Annotated in this window: 18 protein-coding genes; 10 read left to right on the top strand and 8 right to left on the bottom strand. The window is 48.0% G+C overall.

Features of this window, described 5'->3' with window-relative positions:
- Positions 1-50 precede the first annotated feature (50 nt).
- From E0E47_RS16420 to E0E47_RS16405, 4 genes are all read left to right on the top strand, one after another.
- Complete coding sequence (locus E0E47_RS16420; RefSeq protein WP_130894211.1) at positions 51-695, top strand: hypothetical protein; 645 nt, start codon at positions 51-53, stop codon at positions 693-695.
- Between the two features lie 44 nt (positions 696-739).
- On the top strand, positions 740-1,456 hold the full coding sequence (locus tag E0E47_RS16415) for a hypothetical protein (protein WP_130894210.1): 717 nt from the start codon (positions 740-742) through the stop codon (positions 1,454-1,456).
- Between the two features lie 141 nt (positions 1,457-1,597).
- Positions 1,598-4,246, top strand: coding sequence for a valine--tRNA ligase (locus E0E47_RS16410; protein WP_130894209.1), 2,649 nt, complete (start codon positions 1,598-1,600; stop codon positions 4,244-4,246).
- Between the two features lie 203 nt (positions 4,247-4,449).
- Entirely contained in the window at positions 4,450-6,654 is a 2,205-nt protein-coding gene (locus E0E47_RS16405) for a sodium-translocating pyrophosphatase (RefSeq protein WP_130894208.1), read from the top strand.
- A 799-nt stretch (positions 6,655-7,453) separates the two neighbouring features.
- Here the strand turns inward: E0E47_RS16405 and E0E47_RS16400 are convergent.
- From E0E47_RS16400 to E0E47_RS16385, 4 genes are all read right to left on the bottom strand, one after another.
- Positions 7,454-7,894, bottom strand: coding sequence for a hypothetical protein (locus E0E47_RS16400; protein ID WP_008627013.1), 441 nt, complete (start codon positions 7,892-7,894; stop codon positions 7,454-7,456).
- A 206-nt stretch (positions 7,895-8,100) separates the two neighbouring features.
- Positions 8,101-11,397: a preprotein translocase subunit SecA gene (gene secA, locus E0E47_RS16395; RefSeq protein WP_008627007.1), complete on the bottom strand. Its 3,297-nt coding sequence runs from the start codon at positions 11,395-11,397 to the stop codon at positions 8,101-8,103.
- A gap of 102 nt (positions 11,398-11,499) precedes the next feature.
- Positions 11,500-13,047, bottom strand: coding sequence for an alkaline phosphatase family protein (locus E0E47_RS16390; protein WP_008627004.1), 1,548 nt, complete (start codon positions 13,045-13,047; stop codon positions 11,500-11,502).
- A gap of 46 nt (positions 13,048-13,093) precedes the next feature.
- Positions 13,094-14,272 carry an Lnb N-terminal periplasmic domain-containing protein gene (locus E0E47_RS16385; protein ID WP_172604729.1) on the bottom strand — a complete coding sequence of 393 codons (1,179 nt, stop codon included), beginning with the start codon at positions 14,270-14,272 and terminating at the stop codon, positions 13,094-13,096.
- A gap of 150 nt (positions 14,273-14,422) precedes the next feature.
- Here E0E47_RS16385 and E0E47_RS16380 point away from each other — a divergent pair, with 150 nt between their 5' ends.
- From E0E47_RS16380 to E0E47_RS16355, 6 genes are all read left to right on the top strand, one after another.
- Positions 14,423-15,154, top strand: a complete 732-nt coding sequence (locus tag E0E47_RS16380) for a type III pantothenate kinase (protein WP_021980636.1) — start codon at positions 14,423-14,425, stop codon at positions 15,152-15,154.
- 25 nt (positions 15,155-15,179) lie between these two features.
- Positions 15,180-16,448, top strand: coding sequence for a BamG family beta-barrel-assembly machinery protein (gene bamG / locus E0E47_RS16375; protein WP_232038487.1), 1,269 nt, complete (start codon positions 15,180-15,182; stop codon positions 16,446-16,448).
- A complete protein-coding gene (gene lptC / locus E0E47_RS16370) occupies positions 16,433-17,098 on the top strand; it encodes an LPS export ABC transporter periplasmic protein LptC (RefSeq protein WP_008626997.1) in 666 nt (221 codons plus the stop codon). The genes bamG and lptC overlap by 16 nt, the downstream gene beginning before the upstream one ends.
- The gene (locus tag E0E47_RS16365) at positions 17,095-18,363 is read left to right on the top strand and encodes a hemolysin family protein (RefSeq protein WP_008626995.1); all 1,269 of its coding nucleotides are present in this window, start codon (positions 17,095-17,097) and stop codon (positions 18,361-18,363) included. Before lptC ends, E0E47_RS16365 begins: the two co-directional genes overlap by 4 nt.
- Positions 18,364-18,466: 103 nt before the next feature.
- A complete protein-coding gene (locus E0E47_RS16360) occupies positions 18,467-20,617 on the top strand; it encodes a peptidylprolyl isomerase (protein ID WP_130894207.1) in 2,151 nt (716 codons plus the stop codon).
- Between the two features lie 115 nt (positions 20,618-20,732).
- Positions 20,733-22,871, top strand: a complete 2,139-nt coding sequence (locus tag E0E47_RS16355; RefSeq protein WP_130894206.1) for a cation:proton antiporter — start codon at positions 20,733-20,735, stop codon at positions 22,869-22,871.
- A 38-nt stretch (positions 22,872-22,909) separates the two neighbouring features.
- Here E0E47_RS16355 and E0E47_RS16350 read toward each other — a convergent pair whose 3' ends face one another.
- From E0E47_RS16350 to ilvN, 4 genes are all read right to left on the bottom strand, one after another.
- Positions 22,910-24,082 (bottom strand): TlpA family protein disulfide reductase, encoded by a 1,173-nt coding sequence (locus tag E0E47_RS16350; protein WP_130894205.1) that lies wholly within the window; start codon positions 24,080-24,082, stop codon positions 22,910-22,912.
- Between the two features lie 73 nt (positions 24,083-24,155).
- Positions 24,156-25,199, bottom strand: coding sequence for a ketol-acid reductoisomerase (ilvC, locus tag E0E47_RS16345; protein WP_008619856.1), 1,044 nt, complete (start codon positions 25,197-25,199; stop codon positions 24,156-24,158).
- Positions 25,200-25,311: 112 nt separating this feature from the next.
- Positions 25,312-26,079 carry an acyl-[acyl-carrier-protein] thioesterase gene (locus E0E47_RS16340; RefSeq protein WP_130894204.1) on the bottom strand — a complete coding sequence of 256 codons (768 nt, stop codon included), beginning with the start codon at positions 26,077-26,079 and terminating at the stop codon, positions 25,312-25,314.
- A 17-nt stretch (positions 26,080-26,096) separates the two neighbouring features.
- The gene (gene ilvN / locus E0E47_RS16335; RefSeq protein WP_008626986.1) at positions 26,097-26,660 is read right to left on the bottom strand and encodes an acetolactate synthase small subunit; all 564 of its coding nucleotides are present in this window, start codon (positions 26,658-26,660) and stop codon (positions 26,097-26,099) included.
- Positions 26,661-26,666: the final 6 nt, after the last annotated feature.

The following is a 26,666-nucleotide window of genomic DNA, read 5'->3' as shown; positions in this document are numbered from 1 at the left end:
AACAAGGGGGTGAGAAAAGACTATTTTTGTTTATTAAAAAACGGACGCTTATGAAACAGAAAATTCTCAGCTTAATCATTATTCTAATGGCAGGAGCACAGCCCTTATTTCCTTTCGAGTGGGAAGAAGACACCTTGACCAAAGAGGTGGACTTTAGTGAGGAGGTAGACGATGTTGTACAAGATGGTGATGCTTGGTGCGTCTATGCCTCCATGGAAGCGGTAGACGGTACGGAGCAATGTACGCATTGTTTTAACTATATCCACAATTTCTTAGTTGGAAAAGACTGCAACGTCTATGGTTCATCTTACATTCCTGATGACAAATACAAAGCTGCGATGGAGATGTTCAATAATAATTCTAACTCGACATGCACTTCCAAAGAAACTTTCTCAAAGTTCGGAGTGGCAGGAGGAGACAACCGCTTCTTGGAATCGGAAGGATATAACAATGTCAGCGGTACGACTTTTGCGAAACAACTGATGGATCCAAACGAATACATATCCTCTCCCGTTTTATTGCAAAAAGCAGACGGAGAATTTGGACATTGCGTCGTATTCGTACGCTCTCAATATTATAATAAAGATTGGTACGACCGCTCAAGTTCCATAACGATAATGGATCCATACAGGGGTTGTGAAGAAGAAATAAGTTATGGACAATTGATGGAATATGATGCAGTATATAGCAAATAAACAAAAGACTCTATCTTTATCTTTAACATTAAAATAATATAGTTATGAGAAATAAAATATTCTTTTTCGTTTCACTGATTGTTTTTGGTACATTACTTTCTTGTGTAAATACAAGTATCAACATGGAAGGGCCTTCAGCCACCGCCCCTAAGGCATTGCCAGTATATGCCCTTCAAGCAGCCGCCCTACTGCCGGGAGGAAGCCTGTACACCCCCATCACAGAAGGTGCTCGCGACACCATTTTAAACAAAATCCAAAAATATGAAACACGACAAAAGGATAAAAGTGTCGCAGTTTCCACCAAATCACTACGGAATATCCGTTACTTTCCTGTAATAGAAGCATTCAAAGATAGTACAGACCACGTACAACATTATCGGGCATCGAAAGGTGTAGTCTGCCTGAATGAAACAAGCCACATTTACTATGGGGCAGAATATCAAGACCGAAGCAATTTTAAGAAAGAAGACAACCTCTACATGTACAACGGCATCAAGGAAGTACACGGACAGAAATTTGCCGACGAAACGGTAAGACGGTACAAGGCCATCAAGTGGACTGTTGGTAAATATTTTAAGGACGGAAAAATGTCCAATAAAATGGACTATGCCATCCAAGAGTCTGACGATGGCAGTTTCTTTATGCTAAAATCCACTACCCTATACGGTGGTAGTAACGACATCTGCTATTTCAAAGACGGCAAGCCGTATATTTGTAAAGAAGGTAAAGATGGCACCATCATCGGAAAAGAACTGCAATGAGATACTTGACCGACCGAACGGAATTTACCGAGTACACAAAGGTATTTACCGTAATTTAATTGTCCCAAACTCCGGCATATATAACCTTTTTTATGTAACTTTGCAAGTCCTAAAAAGAAATACATAAAAACGTTATATACAATGGAATTAGCAAGTAAATACAATCCGGCCGACGTAGAGGGCAAATGGTACCAATACTGGCTCGACCACAAGCTTTTCAGTTCTAAACCCGACGGACGAGAACCTTATACGGTAGTCATCCCGCCCCCCAATGTGACGGGGGTGCTCCACATGGGGCACGTGCTCAACGAAACCATTCAGGACATCCTCGTGCGCCGCGCCCGTATGGATGGTAAGAACGCTTGTTGGGTGCCGGGTACCGACCATGCTTCCATCGCCACCGAAGCCAAGGTGGTAAACCGTTTGGCGGAAAAGGGCATCAAGAAGACTGACCTCACCCGCGAAGAGTTCCTGAAATATGCCTGGGAATGGACGGACGAACACGGTGGCATTATCCTGAAACAGTTGCGTAAACTGGGAGCCAGTTGCGATTGGGACCGCACGGCCTTCACCATGGATGAGAAACGGAGCGAAAGCGTCATCAAGGTATTCTGCAACCTGTACGACAAAGGATTGATTTACCGTGGCGTGCGCATGGTGAACTGGGATCCGAAAGCCCTGACAGCCCTCTCGGACGAAGAGGTGATTTACAAGGAAGAACACAGCAAGCTGTACTATCTGAAATATATGGTAGCCAATGAAAACGGCCAACCGGACGGAAGCGGACGCTATGCCGTGGTAGCCACCACGCGCCCCGAAACCATCATGGGCGACACGGCGATGTGTATCAACCCGAACGACCCGAAGAACACGTGGCTGAAAGGACAAAAGGTGATTGTGCCTCTGGTAGGCCGCTGTATCCCCGTCATCGAAGACGACTATGTGGACATCGAGTTCGGAACGGGTTGCCTGAAGGTGACACCGGCACACGACGTGAACGACTATATGTTGGGCGAGAAATACAACCTGCCTTCCATCGACATCTTCAACGACAACGGCACGATTAGCGAGGCTGCCGGGATGTACGTGGGCATGGACCGTTTCGACGTGCGCAGGCAAATCTGCATCGACTTGGAAAAAGCAGGATTGTTGGAGAAAGTGGAAGACTATACCAACAAGGTGGGCTTCTCCGAACGCACCAACGTGCCCATCGAACCGAAGCTTTCCATGCAATGGTTCCTGAAGATGGAACACTTGGCGCAAATCGCTTTGGAGCCGGTGATGAAGGACGAAATCAAGTTCTATCCGGCCAAATACAAAAACACTTACCGTCACTGGATGGAGAACATCAAAGACTGGTGCATAAGCCGACAGTTGTGGTGGGGACACCGCATCCCGGCCTACTACCTGCCGCAAGGCGGATTCGTGGTGGCCGAGACCGCCGAAAAAGCACTCGAACTGGCCAAGGAGAAGACCGGTGACACCAACCTGACTGCATCCGACCTACGTCAGGACGAGGACGCATTGGACACTTGGTTCTCCAGTTGGTTATGGCCGATTTCGCTGTTCGACGGCATCAACCATCCGGGCAACGAGGAGCTCAACTACTATTACCCCACGTCCGACCTCGTAACGGGTCCGGACATCATCTTCTTCTGGGTAGCGCGCATGATCATGGCAGGCTACGAATACGAAGGGAAGATGCCGTTCAAGAACGTGTACTTCACCGGCATCGTGCGCGACAAATTAGGACGCAAGATGAGTAAGTCGTTGGGTAACAGCCCCGACCCGCTCGATTTGATAGAACGATACGGTGCTGACGGCGTACGTATGGGAATGATGCTGTCCGCCCCGGCAGGTAACGACATCCTGTTCGACGACGCACTCTGCGAGCAAGGCCGCAACTTCAACAACAAGATATGGAACGCCTTCCGCCTCGTGAAAGGCTGGCAGACGGCCGACATCGCGCAACCGGAAACGGCAGCCATCGCCACACGTTGGTTCGATGCCATGCTGAGAACCACAGCAAGGGAAGTGGCAGACTTGTTCAAGAAGTACCGTCTGAGCGAGGCCCTCATGGCCGTGTACAAGCTGTTCTGGGACGAGTTCTCCAGTTGGTACCTCGAAATGGTCAAACCGGCTTACGGACAGCCCATCGACAACAAGACGTACGAACAGACCTTGTCGTTCTTCGACACGCTGTTGAAACTCCTGCACCCGTTCATGCCTTTCATCACCGAAGAACTTTGGCAACACATCTATGACCGCCTGCCGGGTGAGAGCATCATGATTTCACCGCTCCACACCGCTGCACCTACGGAAGACGATGCCACACTTATCTCCCATGTCGAAAACGTAAAAAGCATCGTGGCCGGCGTGCGTACCGTACGCAACCAAAAGAACATCGCCCCGAAAGAGGCATTGACATTGGAAGTCGTGGGCGGGAATCCGGAAGCAGACTTTGAAGGTGTCATCAAGAAAATGGGCAATCTGAGTGCCGTCAACCCTGTGGTACAGAAAGGCGAAGGCACGGCTTCGTTCATGGTGGGCACGACGGAATATGCCGTACCGTTGGGCAACCTGATAGACGTGGAAGCGGAAATCGCCAAACAAGAAGCCGAACTGAAACACTTGGAAGGCTTCCTTGCAGGTGTCTTGAAAAAGCTTTCCAACGAACGTTTCGTAGCCAACGCCCCCACTGCCGTGGTGGAAATGGAACGCAAGAAACAAGCCGATGCCGAAAGCAAAATCGCGGCTTTGAAAGAAAGTTTGGCCAAGTTGAAGAAGTAAAGCCCTTCACCACTATTATTGGAAGCAACCGTTTGCACGCCCTACCAAGCATGCAAACGGTTCTTTTTATTTCCAACTCCCCCTATTCATCCATAAAATCAAACCAAGTGCTTTTTTAACAGAGTTTTCTTTGTCCGAACCCCGCTTTTCACTACCTTAGCCCACGACAATAACATATCGTTAACTCAAAAACACATTTTACTATGGAGCATCTCCTGTTTTGGATGATTCCCGTATCATCCTTGTTGGCATTGCTGCTGGCTTGGTACTTCTACCGCCAGATGATGAGAGAGAGTGAAGGCACACCGGCCATGCAGAAAATCGCCTCGCATGTGCGCCAAGGTGCCATGTCGTACCTGAAACAACAGTACAAAATCGTGGGACTGGTCTTTCTGGCACTCGTCGTGCTGTTTTCGGTCATGGCCTATGGCTTCAACCTGCAAAACTCGTGGGTACCGATAGCCTTCCTCACCGGTGGTTTTTTCTCCGGACTTTCCGGCTTTTTAGGCATGAAAACGGCTACCTACGCATCGGCACGTACAGCCAACGCTGCCCGTAACTCCCTGAACAAAGGACTGCGCGTGGCTTTCCGCAGCGGCGCGGTCATGGGGTTGGTCGTTGTCGGACTCGGCCTGTTCGACATCTCTTTCTGGTATCTCCTTTTGGATGCCTTTATCCCTGCCGACATCTACGCCCCGACAGCCAAACTCTGCATGATTACCACCACCATGCTGACCTTCGGCATGGGAGCCAGCACGCAGGCCCTGTTCGCCCGTGTGGGAGGCGGCATCTACACGAAAGCGGCTGACGTGGGTGCGGACTTGGTAGGCAAGGTGGAAGCCGGTATCCCGGAGGACGACCCGCGCAACCCGGCCACGATAGCCGACAACGTGGGCGACAACGTGGGCGACGTGGCCGGTATGGGGGCCGACCTGTACGAGTCTTATTGCGGTTCCATCCTGGCCACCTCCGCATTGGGTGCCGCGGCATTCATGGCCGGAGGCGACGTGGACATGCAGTTCAAGGCGGTCATTGCCCCGATGCTGATAGCCGCAGTGGGCATCCTGCTCTCCATTTTAGGCATATTTTCCGTGCGCACCAAGGAAGACGCAGGCATGAAAGACCTGCTCAACTCCCTGTCCGTAGGCACGAACCTGAGTTCCGCCCTGATTGTCGTGGCGACTTTCCTTATCCTTTGGGTGTTGCAGATAGACAACTGGCTGAACATTTCGTTTGCCGTGGTCATCGGGCTTTTGGTAGGTATCGTCATCGGACGCTCCACGGAATATTACACGTCACAGTCCTACCGCCCCACCCAACTGTTGGCTGAGAGCGGAAAAACGGGCCCGGCCACGGTCATCATATCCGGTATCGGGTTGGGCATGGTGTCCACCACCATCCCAGTGATAGCCGTCGTCATCGGCATCATCCTTTCCTATTGGCTGGCTGCAGGGTTCGACTTTGCCAACGTGAGCATGGGGCTATACGGCATCGGTATCGCCGCCGTGGGCATGCTCTCCACCTTGGGCATCACCTTGGCCACGGACGCTTACGGCCCCATAGCCGACAACGCGGGCGGAAACGCTGAAATGAGCGGACTGGGCGAGGCCGTGCGCAAACGCACGGATGCTTTGGATTCGTTGGGTAACACCACGGCAGCTACTGGCAAAGGCTTTGCCATCGGCTCGGCAGCCCTGACCGGACTGGCATTGTTAGCATCCTATATCGAAGAAATCCGCATCGGTCTGACGCGCTTGGGCGAAACTGTACTGACCCTGCCGAACGGCGACACGTTGGCCATACATGATGCTTCGTTCACCGACTTCATGACCTACTATGACGTGACGCTGATGAACCCGAAAGTCCTCTCGGGCATGTTCATCGGCAGCATGATGGCTTTCCTTTTCTGCGGGTTGACCATGAACGCCGTAGGGCGTGCAGCAGCCCACATGGTAGAGGAAGTGCGGCGGCAGTTCCGTGAAATCAAGGGCATCCTGAGCGGAGAAGCCGAACCGGATTATGCCCGTTGCGTGCAGATTTCCACCAAAGGCGCACAACGTGAAATGGTCTTCCCTTCGCTACTGGCCATCGTAGCTCCCATCGTTACCGGACTGGTATTCGGCGTGCCGGGCGTCATCGGCCTTTTGGTCGGCGGCTTGTCGGCCGGTTTCGTGTTGGCTATCTTCATGGCCAACTCCGGTGGTGCCTGGGACAATGCCAAGAAATATATCGAAGAAGGTAATTTCGGCGGGAAGGGCGGCGAGGTACACCGTGCCACCGTGGTGGGCGACACCGTGGGCGACCCGTTCAAGGACACTTCCGGCCCAAGCCTGAACATCCTCATCAAGCTCATGTCGATGGTGGCCATCGTCATGGCCGGACTCACCGTCTCGTGGAGCCTGTTCTGACCTTAACTTTATACTATATAAAACCTTCCCCTCCGTCTTATCTTCACGATAAACGGAGGGGATTTCTGCACAATAAACACATAAAAACAAATATTCTTGAATCTAATTCACCCAATCGGATATTTCCCTGTATTTTTCACTATACTAAAAGTGTCACGCCCTCAATTTACAAATTAATCCCATTCTCCTCTATATCCCGACAAAAAGACATTGTTTTAATCCTTTACGCTTGTTTTAAATTGAGAAAACAGCATCAGATAAAGCCCCAAAAGAGAATAATCATACAAAGAAGCTGTGTATTTCCGCATAAATCCTGCATATATGCAAATCAATCTCAAGAGATTGAAAAATCGTTTGGCTGAAAGCGATTTTCCGATGTGCGCAGAACGAACGGAAAACATATACCACACGACTTAAAACCAAGCTCCAAACGCCCCCCAAACAAGATTTTAAGCATACGAAAAACACTATTTGAACTCATTTTGTTTCCAAAAAACAAAAAACAAACGGATAGGAATTGCGACATTTCGCTTACATCCTATCCGCATCTGTTCGTATGATTCGACATAAAGGCGAAACAAAAAACGGGAAAAACACCCGACGGCTTACACTCTGCCTTTTCCCCAACACGCGAGAATGCCCTCGCACGGAACAAAACGCCTTCTGTCCGAAAATACGCGATTCTCGTCCCATGAGATTTGACATTCTGACATTTTGATAAATCCTCGCACCCGGCAAAACCCAAACGGACTTGACTTTGCCCTCACCCAATCGCGATTTTGTCCGTTCAAGGGATACCTTATTCCTCCAAAAGCTTTTTCAGGAAATCATCCAAATCTTCGTCCAACCCCTTCAGCAATTCACCGTCCACTATCACCGTCTCATCGTCCACAAGGTACAAGTCGCAAAGCGTTTCCTTGTCCTCATCCACCAGGACGAAAGAATAAGGCTTCAATAAGGACAGGTTCTCCAACGTATCTTTCATATTTTGGATACACTGGCGCAACACGGGCGTAATCTCTTCATAGAAATCCTCATCTCCGTTATCCATCCACTGCTCTACTACGCAACGCGTCAGCTCTTCATCGTCATCGTTGAACGCCAACAACTCGCCGGAATCGGCTTTTACCTGAAGATGGATATCCGTCAAGGCCAAATCCTCCCGGCCTTGCGGGTATTTGGCTGCAATCTTCCTGAGTGCACGTTCAATCTGCTGGATGGTCTGTGAAGTGGCTTTCATAATCTGTCATTTTTGTCTATAGTTATATCAAAGGTACAAAAAAAACAGTATCGGAAAAACATTCCAGTACCAAAATTTAAGGAAGAGAAGCGAAAAAAACATCATGACATCCGAAGAGAGTACCCATACAACAAACTTCCCCCGAACGCAGCCGGAAAACCCGACCCCGTCCGGGGGATAATACAACTTATCGTCAGTCTGCCGATTTACAACCCGCGTCCGTGACAGTTCTTAAATTTCTTTCCGCTACCGCAAGGACAAGGGTCGTTACGTCCCGGAAGCTTCTCAGCCACTACCGGTTGCTGCTTCTGCGGTTCACGCGTATCCTGACGGGCAGCTGCCTCCTGGTTGGGGTCGGTCAAGTCCTCGCGGGATTCCACGTATCTCTCCTGACGGGGAGCCGGTTCCGGTTCGGCCTCACGCACCTGTTCGGGCTGCTGCACCGGAATCTGCCCGCGCATCAGTACGCTGACGGTCTGGTTGTTAATCTTGTCCACCATGGCATCGAAGAGCTTCACGCTTTCGAGTTTGAAAATCAACAAGGGGTCTTTCTGTTCGTAGCTAGCGTTCTGTACGGAATGTTTCAGCTCGTCCAGTTCGCGCAAGTTCTCTTTCCACGCCTCGTCGATGGTATGCAGCATGATGGCCTTCTCGAAAGCCTTCACGATGGAACGGCTTTCCGTTTCGTAAGCCTCTTTGAGCGGAGTGGAAATCTGATAAATACGACGTCCGTCCGTCACGGGCACCATGATGTTCTCATACATGTGCCCTTGTGCCTCATACACCTGTTTGATGACAGGCTGGGCCACAGCAGCCAACATATCCGTCTTTTGCTTGAAACGTTCCATGGCAGCCTGGAAGGCCTTTTCGCACAAATCTTCACGCTTCATGCTGTTCATCTCGTCCTCCGTAAACGGCACTTCCATGGCCATGACCTCGATAAATCCTTCCTTGCATCCCTGGTAGTCATTATTCTCGATGATATTCACGCAACGGTCCCAAATCATATTGGAGATGTCCATCCCGATACGCTCCCCCATCAGGGCGTGGCGACGCTTCTCATAAACCACCGTACGCTGTTTGTTCATCACGTCGTCGTATTCCAACAGACGCTTGCGCACGCCGAAGTGGTTCTCTTCCACCTTCTTCTGGGCACGCTCGATGGCATTGCTGATCATCTTGTGTTCAATCATCTCGCCGTCTTCAAAGCCCAACTTGTCCATCACCCTGGAAATCCGTTCGCTGGCAAACAGACGCATCAGCTTGTCCTCCAAGGACACGAAGAAAACGGATGAACCCGGGTCTCCCTGACGTCCGGCACGACCGCGCAACTGACGGTCTACACGACGGCTCTCATGACGCTCCGTACCGATAATGGCCAAACCACCGGCTTTCTTCACCTCGTCGCTCAGCTTGATGTCGGTACCACGACCGGCCATATTGGTGGCAATGGTCACCGTACTGCTTTGTCCGGCCTGCGCCACGATATCCGCCTCCTGTTGGTGCAACTTGGCGTTCAACACGTTGTGAGGAATCTTACGCATCTGCAACATCTTGCTCAACATCTCGGAAATCTCCACCGAAGTCGTACCGACCAAAACGGGACGTCCGGCCTTTACCAGTTCTTCTATTTCCGTGATGACGGCCTTATACTTTTCACGCTGTGTCTTATACACACGGTCGTTCATGTCCTTACGTGCAATCGGACGGTTGGTCGGAATCTCCACCACATCGAGTTTATAGATGTCCCAGAACTCTCCGGCCTCGGTCACGGCCGTACCGGTCATACCCGCCAACTTATGATACATGCGGAAATAGTTCTGCAAGGTAATCGTGGCAAAAGTCTGGGTGGCAGCCTGCACCTTGACATGTTCCTTGGCTTCCACAGCCTGATGCAAGCCGTCGCTCCAACGGCGCCCGTCCATGATACGTCCCGTCTGCTCGTCCACAATCTTCACCTCGCCGTCGATGATGACATATTCATCGTCGCGGTTGAACATGGTGTAAGCTTTCAGCAACTGCTGCAAGGTATGCATACGCTCGCTCTTCACGGCATAATCGGAATAGAGTTGGTCTTTCTTCATCACGCGCTCTTCGTCGGAAAGCGACTTGTCCGCCTCCAAAGCCGACATGGCCGACGTGATGTCTGGCATGACGAACAAATCCGGATCGGAAGTAGCCTTAGACAACCAGGCAAAACCCTTGTCCGTCAAATCCACGCTGTTCAACTTCTCATCCACAACGAAATACAACGGTTCCACAGCCTCGGGCATGCGCTTGTTGTTGTTTTCCATATAGATTTCCTCGGTCTTCAACATACCGGACTTGATTCCCTGTTCGGACAAATACTTGATCAAAGGTTTGTTCTTGGGCAACGCCTTATGGCTACGGTACAGTTGCAGGAATCCCTGCTCCACCTTTTCCTTGTCTCCCGAAGCTATCATCTGCTTGGCCTCGGCCAGATATTGCGTAGCCAACTGGCGCTGTACGCCCACCAACTTCTCTACCAAAGGCTGGTATTGTTCGAACAACTGGTCATCGCCTTTAGGCACAGGCCCGGATATAATCAACGGCGTACGGGCATCGTCGATCAATACGGAGTCGACCTCGTCCACGATGGCGTAATTGTGTGCACGTTGCACCAAATCCTTGGGATTCGTTGCCATATTGTCGCGCAAGTAGTCGAAACCGAACTCGTTGTTCGTTCCGAACGTGATGTCGGCCAGATAGGCACGACGGCGGGCGTCGCTGTTGGGCTGATGCTTGTCGATACAGTCCACACTCAAACCGTGGAACATGTAGAGCGGCCCCATCCACTCGGAGTCACGCTTGGCCAGATAGTCATTGACCGTCACCACATGCACGCCGTTTCCGGTCAGGGCATTCAGGAACACAGGCAGGGTTGCCACCAATGTTTTACCCTCTCCGGTCGCCATCTCGGCAATCTTGCCTTGGTGCAGCACGACACCACCGAAAAGCTGCACGTCGTAGTGTATCATATTCCACACCGTATCGTTTCCTCCGGCCGTCCAATGATTGTGGTAATGCGCCGTGTCGCCCTCAATGTCCACGAAATCGAACTTTGCCGCCAACTCGCGGTCAAAATCGTTGGCCGTCACGTCCACGATTTCCTGAGTGGCAAAACGCTCGGCCGTGGACTTCACGATGGAGAACACCACCGGCATGACTTCGTTCAAAGCCTGTTCGTAGCGTTCCAACACGTCTTTCTCCAACTTGTCAATCTGCGAAAAAAGAGAAGAACGGTCTTCAATCGGCATTTCTTCCACCTTTGCCTTCAACTCTGCAATTTTAGCCTTGAGGTCGTCGGCCGAAGACTGCACGTACTTTTTCACTTCCTGCGTCTTGGCACGCAGGGCATCATTACTGAGTGCCTGAATTTCAGGGTAAGCTTTTTTCACGGTCTCTACCAACGGCTGAATCAACTTCATGTCCCGGGTAGACTTATTCCCGAAAAGCTTGCTCAAAAACTTGTTTATATCCATATATTTTGTTTTGTTTTTTTATTCACGCGATGCGCTTTGCGCTTCTTTGCGCAAAGTTAATCAAAAAAAGTAAAAGAATAGAAAATTATTTAAATATCTTCATCAGCGGACGGCCGATAAAGGGGCTGCGGAACATGCGTTGGGAGCGCGGATACGCATGAAACGGGCCACAGTGGGGGCGATACAATCCACCGTCACCGGCGTCTTTACCGTTTCAGGCCGTACGTTACACCCGAAAAAGAAAATGGGAAAACCTACGTATGAAGCCCTTTCCAAGGTCTGTTCATGCGTCTCTTCGTTGACAACCTTCCAACCTGGAGATACTTCAATGAAAATATCTCCCGAACGCATCTGGTTGAAGCTGTTCCTCAAACGGCGTATTTCGGTCTCTCCCGCAGACAAAGCCAACCGTTGGGAAGTGTACACGTCTTTTACACCGGCCATCTGTATCAAGAAAGCCTGCGCACGTGTCAGCACGTCGCTCAAATTCAGTTGTTTGTCTTCTATAAGTTTCTGGTTTAAGAACAGTTGCGAGCCGAACTCCGTCTCGACATACTGCCCTTGGCCATATACTGCCATCAGGTACATGTTCAACAACGCAGAAGCACGCGTCACGCTGAACGTACCGGTGGGTATACGGTATTTCGAGAAATCGGTGATTTCGTCATCGGTATATCCCGTAGAAGTAACGACCAATAAAAAACGCCCGGCTCCTACTTTCTTTTCCAACATCGTAATCAACTCTGCCAATTCAAGGTCAAGGCGCACATACGTGTCCTGCAACTCTACCGGAACCTCGGCTACCGGCTTATGATCGAACGTCCCCGCATAATACGTCAGAGACAGGAAATCCGTCACAAGGTCTTCGCCCAACTCGGTATGATCCAAACAATGTTTGGCGAAACGGTTGACCTCGTCATTGACATAGGCACTGGTCTTGAACTCATAAATCTTACGGTCCCCTGCAAACTTATGTGTGAACCCTTTGCTCTCTTGAGGCGAAATAAAGAAATTGAAATTCTCTACAATCGGACTGATTGGGGTCCAGGACAAATCGGAAATACGACCGGACAAACGGTCGGAAACATCATAACGTAAGGCCCAATCCGGATACTGGCCATAATAAGACGTACTGCTCCACTGCCCGGAAGCATTGTCTATCCAAAAAGCACCGTCGGCGGCATGCCCGGCTGCTAAGATTGCAGCATCGGCATCCGGGGCAATGCTGTACACCAAAGCCCGCCCTCCGGTAGCCATCTTCAGTTCATCGGTGACGGTCGATACATTCAACGCCACCGGAGAGTACTTCTCGGAAGTCAGCCATCCCTCGCACGCTGTGTCGTCCACACAATACATCGGACGCAAAGTCTTACGATCCATCCAACGTCCGCCCACGATTCCATTATCGTAAGGCACCGTGCCCGTCATGATACATGCCACTGCCGAGGCACGGTCTATGTGGGAAAAAGGATAGGCTGCATCCATATAGCTACGCCCGTCGCGCATCACCTTATTGAAACCTCCGGCTCCGAAAAGCGAAGAAAAGGCTTCCATATAGTCCGTACGCAACTGGTCTATCGTCACGTTGACCACCAACCGAGGGACAGGATGCGACGTCTGGGCTTCCATATTGGCCCAGGTCAGTACCATAATCAACGGAGTCAGAAAACGATAGCTTCTATAATGCATGGCTTGCTTATTTTTCTTTTTTTCGATAGCTTATCCAATAACTACACGAACGTAGCAACAAAGCTAAGGCCAAAGGTACAATTACCACACAGAAATCTTGTGGTATCAGGGCAGAAAAAAACATAAATAATATTAAAACCGACGCGTTTAATGGATGGTAGTAAGTTTTTCTCCTTTTAACTGCACACCAAACCACCCACGGCATGGCCACCAACGGAATGGGATTGAAGACCCAAATCTGCCAATTCGAGCCTACTGTGGGATGAACGGAGAAGAAAAAGAGAAACGTGACCACCAATCCGATTCCTCCGACCAATGACATCAAAAAAATGTCTATCCCCCAAAAACATGCATGACGCCACCGTTCCACTACGGTCAACCCCGCCACGCAAAAGAAAAGTATCCATGCTGACAGTGCCGGAGACCAAGGGAATTCTTTCTGTATTTCCACATCACGCCCTTCAACCACTTCCGATTGAGACAACACCAACGGCCGCGTACTGCCGTCAGATTCCTGAATCACCGCGTCATTGGCGTAACGCAACAAATAAAAAGGAGCGAACATCTCGTCACGTACAGAAATAGGACGGTCGGCCTCCGCCCCCAAACAAATGTCATTACCCAATTCCGCCCAAGGATGCTGAGCCGTATACTGATGAATAATCTCGCGACATGTACGGACAGTGTCCTGTTCCGGATAAATAATCTTTCCTTCCACAGCCTCCTCTATACGGTCGCGCGCCCGCGTCGTACAATTATCATAAAGAAAGTTGTAGCGGTATTCCCTGTTTTCCGGACGCATATTCTCTACCAACAACGTCCAAAGCCGTTCCTTCTCCGACGCACTCAGATTCAGCACTTGCTGATAGACGGTCGACCCGCGCTCTTCATATTCCTCGGCAAAGTAAGCAAAAGGCAAGGCTCCAATCTGATAATCACACTCGCCTCGCGTAAAGCGCCATATAAAATTCGGACGGTTAAAGCTGAACACCCCGTAATTAAAAACCCAATCCTCCGCCGTGGTATATGATTTCACACGAATGGCCGTATGGCCATACAAAGAATAAACCTCGGTTCCGGGAGAACAAGTCAAAAGGCTAACCTCAACAGAGTCGGCCCGAAAGGCATGAGCCACTCCTCCTATATATAATAGGGTGTATAAAAACAAAAATCTCAAATATCTCATTCCATGCCATATTTAGCTTTGCAAAGTTAGTGCATTTTCCCTTTTGCCCCATGCCATTCACAGAAAAAAGCGAGACGAGCATCTTTTTGACAAAGAATTAATCTGCCATGTTATTTTTTGATTAACTTTGCAACCGCAAAGCATGAACACGTGAACTTAATCATAGACATAGGAAATACGTTGGCCAAACTGGTAGCCTTTGACGGTGACACTCCGGTGGAAGAAATCAAGACCTCAAATGAAACACTGGAACGCCTGCCGGAGTTCGTGAATAAATATGCGTTTAAACAAGGTATCGTAGGAAGTGTGTTCGGCATCACCGCAGAAGCCGAACGACAACTGAAAAGGCTCGACTTCCCTTTGTTGTATTTAAATGCACAGACTCCCGTCCCGATTACAAACGATTACCGGACTCCGGATACGTTGGGGGCGGACCGGTTGGCTGCGGCCGTCGGTGCCTACATGCAATATCCTGGACATGACATCCTTATTGTCGATGCCGGGACATGCCTGACCTACGAATTCATCGACAAAAACGGACATTACAAGGGGGGGTGCATTTCCCCAGGACTTCAAATGCGCCTAAAAAGCCTCCGCGCTTTCACGGCCAAACTTCCGTTGATAGACAGCGAGGGGCCGCTCTTGGACATCGGATATGACACGGAAACGTCTATCCGCTCCGGAGTCATTCAGGGTATGAAGTTTGAAATTGAAGGGCGCATCAAATATTTCCAAGAAAAATACCCGTCCCTTTTGGTTTTTTTAACTGGCGGCGATATTTTTAACTTTGATAGCAAAATAAAAAATCTCATCTTTGCAGACAAATATATAGTGCCCAGAGGGCTAAACCGAATATTAGCATTTAATAATGAGCAGTCATAAACTTATACTATGCGTGTTGCTGACCATGGCAACACTATATGCTCCCGCACAAACCAATGGTTCAAACTCCCCGTATTCCCGCTTCGGACTCGGCAGCTTGAAAGACCAGTCGCAAGGTTTCAACAAGGCTATGAGCGGAGTGGCACTGGGCTTTCGCGACGGGAACCGCATCAACATGCAAAATCCGGCATCTTACTCTGCCATAGACTCTTTATCATTCATATTCGACGTAGGCCTCACGCTGCAAAACGTAAATTTCAAAAGTGGAGGTAATAGTATCAATGCGCACAACACAACGTTGGACTATATCAACGCCGGCTTCCGTTTGTGCCCGGGACTGGGATTTTCATTCGGTTTTATTCCTTTTTCCAGTATTGGATACAACTTCTCGGAAAGCAAATATCTGGGCGACCATTTCAACAGCGGTTCGACCATGACTTATACCAACAGCTATACCGGCGACGGAGGGCTGCATGAGGTGTACGTGGGTTTGGGGTGGAATCCGTTTGCAGATTTGTCTATCGGAGCCAATTTCGGATACGTTTGGGGAAACTATGCCCAAAACATCACACAGACATTTTATGAAAATGGAACAGCCACTAGCGCAAGCAACGGATTACGTCGACAAATAGATGCCGACCTCTCATCTTATAAAATAGATATCGGTATACAATATCCTATACAACTTGGTAAAAACGACGTTTTGACTCCCGGTATTACATACGGTATCGGACATGCGATCAACTCTCCCGCCCATTATTACAGTTATGTGGCCAATGGAGACACCACGAAATCAGTCATAGAAAAGGCTTTTGAACTACCCACATCTTTCGGAGTCGGATTGGCGTGGGCACACAAAGAACAATGGAAAATAGGTTTGGACGTAACTCATCAAAGGTGGGGAGAATGCCGCGTGCCTCAAATCATAAACGACAAGTTTGTCAGCACTACGGAAAACTATATGAACCGTACCAAAATTGTTATCGGAGGTGAGTTCCAACCGGACCGTTACAGCAATAAATATTTAAGACGAGTACAGTACCGCGCAGGAGCATCCTTTTCCACACCTTATTATAAGGTAAACGGACATGACGGCCCACGGGAATTCGGCGTAACGGCGGGATTCGCCCTCCCCGTATCCAACAATATCAATAACCGTTCCGTGGTCAATATCGCATTTCAATGGGGCAGATCCGTTCCCGGCGTATCATCTTTGATTACAGAAAACTACCTGCGGCTCAACGTCGGTATTACGTTCAACGAAAGATGGTTCATGAAATGGAAGATTCAATAATGAGGAAAAGTAAGATAAAGTCTACGGCGGGATTGTCCCGTTCGACCCACATAACAGTCTCCGTTTGGGCGACTGTTATGCTTATTTTAGTACTCTCGTGTTCTACGGAAAAGTCAAACCACGCTCCGGCCATAAACGAAAACGACTCCTTACCTTTCATGCAATCATGGGGCATCTCGACCCTTATTTCGGACTCCGGAGTCATCCGCTATAAAATCACGGCAGAAGAATGGAATATCTACAATACGACCAATCCGCCGCGATGGACTTTCGTAAAAGGCATACTTTTGGAAAAGTTCGACTCCACGTTCCACATCGATTGGTTTGTGCAATCGGATACGGCATATTGCCACAACCAACAACTATGGGAGTTGCGCGGACGTGTGGTTATACGAAACCAAGAGGGTACTGTCTTTACCAGCGAAGAACTTTTTTGGGATATGGACCGTCACGAAATGTATTCCAACATGTTCATGACCATCCGGAAACCGGATGAATTCCTACAAGGTTATAATTTCCGTTCCAACGAGCAAATGACACGCTACTCTGTCAGCAATGCCAATGCCGAAACGCCTTTCAGCGATAGTGGCAGTTCGTCCTCCAATGACTCGGTCATGCGTGCCGCTCCCACCAAACCCAATCAGCCATGACACTGACCATTATAGAAATCATCATCATACTGTTGCTCTCCGCTTTTTTCTCGGGGATGGAAATTGCATTTGTCTCTTCCAACAAACTTCGAGTCGAACTGGACCGCAGCGATGCCAGTCTGACGTCCAAAATTCTGACCATATTCTATACACGCCCAAATGATTTCATCTCAACCCTTTTGGTCGGAAACAACATTGCGTTGGTCATCTATGGTATTTTAATGGCAGGAGTGATTAACGAATTCGTCCTTTCCCCGATCCACTTAAACCAAAATGAAGGGCTGAATGTGGCTCTGCAAACCATCATTTCAACCCTAATCGTGTTAGTAACTGGAGAGTTCCTTCCGAAAACGCTATTCAAGATAAACCCGAACCGTATGCTGAAGATATTCGCCGTTCCGGCGTTTATCATCTACATTCTACTTTATCCCGTATCCAAATTCACCAGTGCGTTATCTCGCGGCATATTGCGCCTGATGGGACTTAAAGTAAACAAAAAAGCGTCGGAACAGGCTTTTACCAAAATAGACTTGGACAACCTGATACAGTCCAGCATCGAATCGGTTCAAAATGAAAACGAAATTACGGATGAAATCAAGATATTCCAAAATGCCCTGTACTTCTCGGAAGTCAAGGTTCGGGACTGTATGGTGCCGCGAACAGAAATAGAAGCGGTGGAAATCAGTTCATCCATAGAAAACCTTAAAAACAGGTTTATTGAAAGCGGAAATTCCAAAATCATCGTTTACAAAGAAGACATTGATCATATCGTAGGCTTTATCCATTCATCCGAAATGTTCCGGAATCCGGCTGACTGGACTTTACGAATTAAAGAAACTCCTGTGGTCCCGGAAACGATGTCTGCCCAGAAGTTATTAAAGAAGTTCATGCAGCAGAAAAAATCTCTGGCTATCGTAGTAGACGAATTCGGCGGAACTTCGGGAATCGTAACGATGGAAGATTTAGTAGAAGAAATCTTCGGCGATATTGAAGACGAACACGACAATACAAACTACATTGCCCAAAAGGTTGATGAGAATGAATACGTCCTGTCCGGACGACTGGAAATAGAAAAAGCCAATGAATTGTTGGGATTGGATTTGCCGGAATCCGAAGAATATGTCACCGTCAGCGGATTAATTCTACATCAATACCAAAGCTTTCCGAAACTGAACGAAATCATCAGATTCGGCCATTTCGAGTTCAAAATCATCAAGAATACAACGACAAAAATAGAACTTGTACGTCTGAAAATCATCGAATAACTAAAATTTAGCCTGACAGACATGAATATGTGCGAAGATTTTTGTATCTTCGTGCGCTTAAATCGTTTAAAGAAAATAATAAAAACAATAATCATTTAAATCAATGGCAACATTACAGAAAATCAGAGCTAAGGGGCCTTTGTTGGTCATCGTGATCGGCGTGGCTCTTTTTGCATTCATTGCCGAAGAAGCCATGCGCTCCATCCAGTCTGCTTCTAACGAAAGCAAGCAGCAAGTCGGCGAAATTTACGGAGAGCGGATTTCAGTACATGAATTCCAAAACTTAGTGGACGAATATGCGGAAGTTGTGAAGTTCACCAGTGGCAACAGTGCACTCAACGACCAACAGCTTACCCAATTGCGCGACCAAGTTTGGAACACATACGTCAACAACAAACTCATCGAGCACGAAGCTGAAGAGTTGGGACTGACCGTCACTGACGCAGAAATCCAATCCATCATTTCGGAAGGCAACAGCCCCATACTGATGCAAACACCTTTCCGCAACGAACAAACTGGCCGTTTCGATGCCAATGTCCTGAAGAAATTCCTGACCGATTATGAAGGCATGAAAACCAAAAGCGAACAGATGCCGGCCGAATACATGGACTACTATAACAGTCTCTACAAATTCTGGATGTTCATTGAAAAGACCCTCCGTCAGGAAAGTCTTGCGCAAAAATACCAAGTACTGTTGGGCAAAGCGATGTTAGGCAACAAAATCATAGACAAGGCCGCATTCGAGGCACGTGCCAATGAAAGCGACATTATCATGGCTGCCGTGCCCTACTCTACCATTAATGACAAAGATATCAAAGTGGAAGAAAGCGATTTAAAAGCCAAATACAATGAGTTGAAAGAAAGATTCAAGCAAACAGCCGAAAGCCGCGACATCAAATTCATTGATGTACAGGTCAAAGCCAGCGCAGCCGACAAGGCAGCCTTAGACAAAGACATGGCGGAGACTGCCACAGCGTTGGCTGCCGGAGGCGACATTGCTAAAATTGTCCGTGAGAGCGGCTCTACGATTAATTACAGTCCGCTTCCGGTCAGCAAGAACATATTCCCCAACGACATAGCTTCACAATTGGATTCCATGGCTGTAGGACAGATGAAAGCTCCCTATTATTATGCAGGAGACAACACGATGAACATCATCAAGGTAATCAACAAGATTTCCGCACCGGATTCCATTCAGCTCCGCCAAATACAAGTGGCAGGTGCCGATATGAATGCCATCCAAAAGACAGCCGACAGTATCATGACGGCATTGCACAACGGTGTGGCTTTCGATTCCATCGCCAAGAAATACAACCAGACCGGCGAAAAGACATGGATTACTTCACGTAATTATGAAGGTGCTCCTTTGGACGGCGACAACTTGAAGTTTATCAAGACCATCACCAACATGCCGGTGAATGCCACCGAAAAGATTGACTTTGCCCAAGGATGTATCATCGCACAAGTTACAGACCGCCGTGCCATGATCAATAAATATGATGTGGCCGTAATCAAATGCCCGATTGAGTTCAGCAAAGATACTTATGCAAAGGCTTATAACGACTTCAGCCACTTCATTGCTTCCAATCCTACCCAAAAGGATATCGAAGCCAAAGCACTGAAAAACGGCTATAACTTACAAGAGCGTAAAGACTTGTTCAGCAATGAACATTATGTAGGAGGAGTAAGCAACACGCGTGAGGCCATGCGATGGATATTCAATGAAGACACCGAAATAGGCAATGTATCTCCTCTTTACGAATGTGGTGAGAACGATCACATGCTTGTGGCCATCCTTACTGGTATACACAAGGACGGTTACCGCACGATGGAGGATATGAAAGAATATCTCACGCAAGAAGTCATCAAGGACAAAAAAGCCGAGATGCTGAAAGAGAAACTGGCCCAGACAAAAAGCATAGCAGACGCCATGAAAGTACAAGGTGCCGTAAGCGACACCATCAAGCACGTGACGTTCAGTGCCTCTGCTTTCGTAATGAAGACCGGCTCTAGCGAACCGATATTGAGTGCCGTAGCCAGCAAAACAGCGGCCAATCAATTCGCAGGTCCGTTCAAGGGCAATGCCGGAGTTTACACGTTGCAGGTTATCAACAAGAACAAATCGGCCGAGAAGTTCGACGCTAAAAAAGAAGAGGCTCAACAAGAGTCCCTCAACATGCGCGCCATCAGCCGTTTTGCCAATGAACTGTATGAAAAGGCCGAAGTAAAAGACAATCGTTACCTCTTCTTCTAAAAAAGCGGAGACTTTACGATAAAAACAATAGAAACCTACAAGATTATACTATCTTGTAGGTTTTTTTCGTTATATTTGTAAAGTAGAGCTTTTTCTACCCATTAAAAAGAATATTATGGAAGATTTCAACTTACTGGCCCCCCTGCTGTTGGCCATTGTCGGCTTGTTAGTCGGTGCTATATTAAAGTCCATACTGAGACGAACGGGCTTTCCCTATACCGTAGGACTGTTTGTATTCGGTTTATTGATAGGACTCCTCAACCGTTTCCACTATTTCGACTTCATGCCACGCGTAGAAAACGCAGTGGCAACCGTAGCCGATACGAATCCGGATTTCATTCTATATGTTTTCCTCCCCATTTTGATATTCGACGCGGCATACGAAATGAACATGCACATCTTCAAAAAAACATTAGCCAATTCCACCCTACTGGCTGTCCCTGGATTAGTCGTCTGTATGCTGCTTACAGCCGCCCTCATGATTGGCATCAGCCTGTTTGTTCCGGAATACGCCTCATGGACATGGCCATTGGCTCTCATGTTCGGTGCCCTCATCAGCGCGACCGACCCGGTAGCCGTCGTCGCTTTATTGCACGAACTGGGTACCAGCAAACGTTTTTCCACTTTAGTAGACGGAGAGTCTTTGCTCAACGATGGAACCGGCATAGTATGTTTCATGCTGTTTTTCGGAGCCTATACGCTTAGTGGAGCAAGCATAGCTTCTCCCATAGTGCAATTTCTGGAAGTAGTTATTGGAGGAATACTTTTAGGATTCTGCCTGGCTCGACTAACAATATGGTTCATTACACGTATCAACTCGGAGGAGATGATACAAAACAGCGTCATCATCCTTTCTGCCTACGTCACGTTTATTCTGTCCCAATACTATATGGGCATATCCGGTGTCATCGCTTTAGTGGCTTTCGGACTGACCATCTCTTATACCGGACGCCCCAGACTGAAACCGCAAGTAAACATATTCATGGAAAAGTTTTGGGGACTTCTTACCCACATAGCCAATACATTGGTTTTTATCATGGTCGGCGTGGTCATTGCAGAGAAAGTAGACTTGAATTGGTCCGACCTCATCATTTTGTTGCTTGTCTACGTAGGACTAAACCTCATCCGTTTTGCCATGATCATGCTTTTCTACCCCGCTATGAAAAGATTGGGATACGGACTTTCCAAACGCGAGTCCGTCATCCTGACATGGGGCGGCCTTCGCGGAGCATTAGGCATGACATTGGCCCTGATGGTTTCTTACACACCGGGGATTCCGGAAGACATCAGGCGACAGGTCCTGTTTCTCACAGCCGGTATCGTCACGCTCACTCTTTCCATCAATGCCACCACCATGCGTTGGCTATTGAGACGATTGGGCTTAATACAAGTTTCCAACGCCAGAGTACTGATAGATTCCAAAATCCAAGGATACTTACACGACAGTGCAGAAAAATATATGGAAAAACTGTCTGCAAAGCCAACATTGCATGATGCTAACTGGAACAAAGTGAAAAAATACCTTCCACCGTCTCTGCCGTTGCCTTCGTCTGGAACTCTTCCCACAATGGAATTCCTTTCCGAAATACGTCTCCGTATATTGGACCGCGAAAAGGCTGTATGCCATCAACTTTATGATGAAGGTGTCGTTTCGAAAACCACATTCCTTCATTTGATGAACTCTCTCGACGAGATGTATGACCATGACGGACAGTATACGTTGGATTTCCGTCCTTCCATATTCGATTATTGCGACCGAACCTCCATCCTGACTCATATTCAAAAGAAACTTCACTTGGGGGACAGTGTCAGTTTCTACTTCCGCGAACGTATCGTAAACGTATATGACATGGCCAGAGGGTTCATCATTTTACAAAACGAGGACCTGAACCTGTTAAACGAACTCAACGCTTCCGAACTCCTCACGCCCGAACAGAAAAAACGATTGGACATTCTCCGTACGGAAATCAACCATAACATAGACCGAATGAATCACGTCACCTTGCAACTGGAACAAAATTACCCGAAGGCTTACCGCCACGCGCTCACCGTCAAGTCTATCCGTATGATGCTCACTTACGAGCGTCGCACCATCCGTAAACTCCAAGACGATGGCGTGATTTCCGAAAAAGACGCAGAACGCTTCATCGAAAAAGTAGACGAACGGACAGACCAAGGCAATTCTTTCCGCTATTCAGTACCGGGCACTCTATTACGGGGAATACTACACGCAATAGGCCCGAAGAAGAGATGACCCACAATGGGGGACGGAACGTCAGGTTCCGTCTCACTTTATTTCACCCATTCTTCCAATTTCTTTTTCAGCACTCCTGTCCCATAGCCACGCCAGACATGCATAATCCGCCCTTCAGGTGATACAATCACGTAATGAGGAATGCCTTTGATACCATAATGAGCGTATATTCCCACTGTCCCTTGCATATCATTCAGGTTGGTCCATGTAATACCCTTTCTTTCGGATGCTTCTTTCCAAACCTTTTCACTGTCAGAACTGATACTCACTACAACAAGCCTGTCTTTCCACATCTCTTGTACCTCACGCATCTCAGGAAAAGCCATCAGACAAGGACCACAGCCTGCACTCCAAAAGTCGAGCAACAAATACCGTCCTTCAAAATCCGACAGATGGCATACCTGCCCTTTCAAGTCATACAAGTCCGTGTCGTACACGCAATCGCCTACTGCTACGGCTTTAGGAGGAAACAACTGTGCGGTTACCTTCTTTCCTGCTTCCGTCCCAAGCCAATCCTGAGGAATACGCTCATACAATCGTTTCAAATCTTCGGTATAAGGAAACGAATCCACCACACTCACAAATGCGCTCCGTGCATTCATTTGCTGCATCCACACCTTATTTACCGGCATCTGTTCCATGACGGCTATGTCATTCCTGATAATGAGCATTTCAAGCGAATCTACCATGGGATTCAAATTCTCTCTAATACTGTCTTGATAGGCTTTCAGCATCTCTTCTGACAAATCCGGATCGTCTACTCTATCCCACAGTTCTCTCGTCTTTACCATGACTTCCTGTTGTTCATCTATCAATGTCCTCGACGCATCAATAAAGCGGTTATACCACTGTTGTTCCGGAATCTTGCTTGCAACCGACCAAGTACGCAACAATTTATTGCAACCTTCTATCCTAACCGTATCTCCGGCAGCCGCATAAACATCAAGATAAGTACTCGGAAATCCCTCACTTAGCCCCATCAGTACAAAATTCTCCACTTGGCTATTCAAAGAATCAACTGTAAACGAGAACCTTCCGGTTTCCAACGTGTCCGTCTCCATCTGTCTCATCACTCTTCCATCCGTACTATACAGTCCTATACAAGCACCATCTTCCACATGGAACAAACGTCCGGTTATCACACACGGTTCTTGTGCCTCAGCCGTAAGGGATACAAAAGCACCCAAAAACAATATCAGCTTTTTCTTCATGGTGCTACTAAATATAAGACCCAAAGGTGTCAGATAAACCGACACCTTTGGGTCTTATTAAATTTTCAATTCATCAATTATTCTCCGGACGCAATTTACGCACCGTTTCTGCCGTACGCCACATTTCGCTGTCGTGCAAAGCCTTCAATTCAGCTTCCAACTTCACGCGGTAGTCAGGCTTCGAGTTGGAATCAATCGAGATTTGCGCCTCATTACCGGTCACTACGCTCTGGTACAACTTCTGCACCACCGGCTTGATGGCATCGTGGAACGGGCCCATCCAATCCAATGCGCCACGCTGCGCCGTCGTGGAACAGTTGGCATACATCCAGTCCATACCATTCTTGGCAAACAACGGCATCAAGGATTGGGTCAATTCTTCCACCGTTTCATTGAAAGCCTCGGAAGGAGTATGTCCGTTCTCGCGCAATACCTCATATTGTGCCAATAACAAGCCCTGGATAGCACCCATCAAAGAACCACGCTCACCGGTCAAATCGGATGTAGCCTCACGCTTAAATGTAGTCTCGAACAAATAACCAGAACCGATACCGATACCGAAAGCCAGTACTTTATCCAATGCCTTACCACTGGCATCCTGATAAATAGCGTATGAAGAGTTCAAGCCGCGGCCTTCGAGGAACATCGTGCGCAATGAAGTACCCGAACCCTTGGGAGCCACCATGATGACATCAATATCTTTAGGAGGTACCACACCCGTACGGTCACTCCAGTTAATCGCAAAACCATGAGAGAAATACAAGGTCTTGCCCGGAGTCAGATAAGGCTTGATGGTCGGCCACAACTGCATCTGAGCCGCATCGGAAAGCAACATACAAACTATCGTACCCTTTTCGGCAGCTTCTTCAAGAGAAAACAAAGTCTCCCCCGGCACCCAACCGTCAGCCACAGCCTTGTCGTATGTCTTACCCTGACGTTGGCCTACAATTACATTAAAACCGTTATCACGCAAGTTACAAGCCTGACCAGGTCCTTGAACACCATACCCTAAAACTGCAATCGTCTCGTTCTTCAATATTTCACGAGCCTTTTCCAATGGAAATTCCTCACGGGTCATCACAGTCTCGATGACACCGCCAAAATTCAATTCTGCCATTTTCTATTTCTGTTTTGTGCGACAAACAGCCGCGTTCTTTATTAAAATCCTTTTTTGCACTAAACTCGACGACAAAGTTACAAAATTATTCTAATACACCTACAATAAATTGCTATTTGTTATCAAATTTAAGTTTACTTCGACACACGACTTCCCCCTCGGGATTCTCTCCTCCCACGTTTTTACGGACTTCAACATCGTAAGTCCCGTCTTCGTTTTCCTCGCGGAAGAAGCTGAGCGTGTCACCGGAATAGCTTTCAGCCACGTAGGCCATTTCAAAACGGCGTATCACATGCCCGGCATACCATTCCTTGGAAAACAAGTCCAACACATGTTCAATATATTTAATACTGTTCACATGCCCGTTGATGTCTATATCACTATAATACACATCCATAGAACGTACCGGCATACAACTGCTCACCTTGATACGGCCAGGCTTCTCTATCGGGCAAGCCTTTTCCGTCTCTATATAGTCTACGATATCACCGCCGTGCAGCGACAACAAATCTGCCGGTTTACGGGTATCCATATTGATCATGGCCCACACGGAACGCGCATAACCGTAAACCTTACCGTCCTCCCCGTAAATGGAAAAGTTACGGTCGGTAAACAAACGGTATACGTTCTCCACCCACGTATCGACAGAGAACTCCTCATATTGGGACGGCATGTCTTCCAATTCAATGGCCAAACGTGACAACACCCACGTGTAGTTGCTCTCATTCAGTTCTGCCATACCGAAACCGCGCTCCGTGGCATGGAATCCGGCACAGTTGAGCAAATGGTTGCCCAACACCCCCATGAAAAGCTTTCCCGTGAAATCCACGTGAAAAGGTTCGGCCACAAACGAATAAGTCCCGACTTTATTCTCTTTCATTCGAATCCCTACCTTATTTATTCTTTATTTTGAAGCTCCTCATACGCACGCCGCCTTTCTTCCAAAAACTCGTCCAGATATTCCGTACAACTCTTTGTAATGGCTATACGCCCCGAACGCACGTATTGCAATACGCACTTATACTCGTTCAAAGCGAAATAAAGCGACATGATGTCATCTGTCATTCCCTTTTTGCTGACCACGGTATAAGTCGGGTTCACCTCCACAATCTGCGCTCCGTGCTGACGTACGGCCTTTGAGATGTCCGGATTCTCCAACACCTTGGGAGTGGCCAGTTTATAAAGCGCCACTTCCTGGATGAAGATTTCGTCGTCCGTGAAATAATGAGCCTGAAGCACATCTATGCGTTTCTCTATCTGCTTGGTGATAATCTGCACCTGTTCCTCCGTGCTCCAACAAGTAATGGTATACTTATGTACCCCCTTGATACTGGAAGCCGACACATTCAGACTTTCGATATTCACCTGCCTGCGGGTAAAAACCGCAGTCACCTGATTCAAAAGCCCCGCAAAGTTCTCGGAGAAAACAATCAAGGTATAGAATTTCTTCTCTTGTTCCATCTAAAA

The sequence above is a fragment of the Paraprevotella xylaniphila YIT 11841 genome (assembly GCF_900683745.1).
GTDB classification, from domain to species: domain Bacteria; phylum Bacteroidota; class Bacteroidia; order Bacteroidales; family Bacteroidaceae; genus Paraprevotella; species Paraprevotella xylaniphila.
Note: the sequence above shows the minus strand (reverse complement) of the source record. Positions and strands in the feature narration are given on the sequence as shown.

Bases quoted from the DNA above. Each gene is read 5' to 3' on its own strand.
- ilvN (WP_008626986.1), bottom strand. From the start codon at position 26,660: ATGGAACAAGAGAAGAAATTCTATACCTTGATTGTTTTCTCCGAGAAC.
- E0E47_RS16355 (WP_130894206.1), top strand. From the start codon at position 20,733: ATGGAAGATTTCAACTTACTGGCCCCCCTGCTGTTGGCCATTGTCGGC.
- E0E47_RS16420 (WP_130894211.1), top strand. From the start codon at position 51: ATGAAACAGAAAATTCTCAGCTTAATCATTATTCTAATGGCAGGAGCA.
- lptC (WP_008626997.1), top strand. From the start codon at position 16,433: ATGGAAGATTCAATAATGAGGAAAAGTAAGATAAAGTCTACGGCGGGA.
- E0E47_RS16410 (WP_130894209.1), top strand. From the start codon at position 1,598: ATGGAATTAGCAAGTAAATACAATCCGGCCGACGTAGAGGGCAAATGG.
- E0E47_RS16340 (WP_130894204.1), bottom strand. From the start codon at position 26,079: ATGAAAGAGAATAAAGTCGGGACTTATTCGTTTGTGGCCGAACCTTTT.
- ilvC (WP_008619856.1), bottom strand. From the start codon at position 25,199: ATGGCAGAATTGAATTTTGGCGGTGTCATCGAGACTGTGATGACCCGT.
- E0E47_RS16400 (WP_008627013.1), bottom strand. From the start codon at position 7,894: ATGAAAGCCACTTCACAGACCATCCAGCAGATTGAACGTGCACTCAGG.
- E0E47_RS16365 (WP_008626995.1), top strand. From the start codon at position 17,095: ATGACACTGACCATTATAGAAATCATCATCATACTGTTGCTCTCCGCT.
- E0E47_RS16405 (WP_130894208.1), top strand. From the start codon at position 4,450: ATGGAGCATCTCCTGTTTTGGATGATTCCCGTATCATCCTTGTTGGCA.
- E0E47_RS16390 (WP_008627004.1), bottom strand. From the start codon at position 13,047: ATGGTACTGACCTGGGCCAATATGGAAGCCCAGACGTCGCATCCTGTC.
- bamG (WP_232038487.1), top strand. From the start codon at position 15,180: ATGGCAACACTATATGCTCCCGCACAAACCAATGGTTCAAACTCCCCG.
- secA (WP_008627007.1), bottom strand. From the start codon at position 11,397: ATGGATATAAACAAGTTTTTGAGCAAGCTTTTCGGGAATAAGTCTACC.
- E0E47_RS16350 (WP_130894205.1), bottom strand. From the start codon at position 24,082: ATGAAGAAAAAGCTGATATTGTTTTTGGGTGCTTTTGTATCCCTTACG.
- E0E47_RS16415 (WP_130894210.1), top strand. From the start codon at position 740: ATGAGAAATAAAATATTCTTTTTCGTTTCACTGATTGTTTTTGGTACA.
- E0E47_RS16385 (WP_172604729.1), bottom strand. From the start codon at position 14,272: ATGAGATATTTGAGATTTTTGTTTTTATACACCCTATTATATATAGGA.
- E0E47_RS16360 (WP_130894207.1), top strand. From the start codon at position 18,467: ATGGCAACATTACAGAAAATCAGAGCTAAGGGGCCTTTGTTGGTCATC.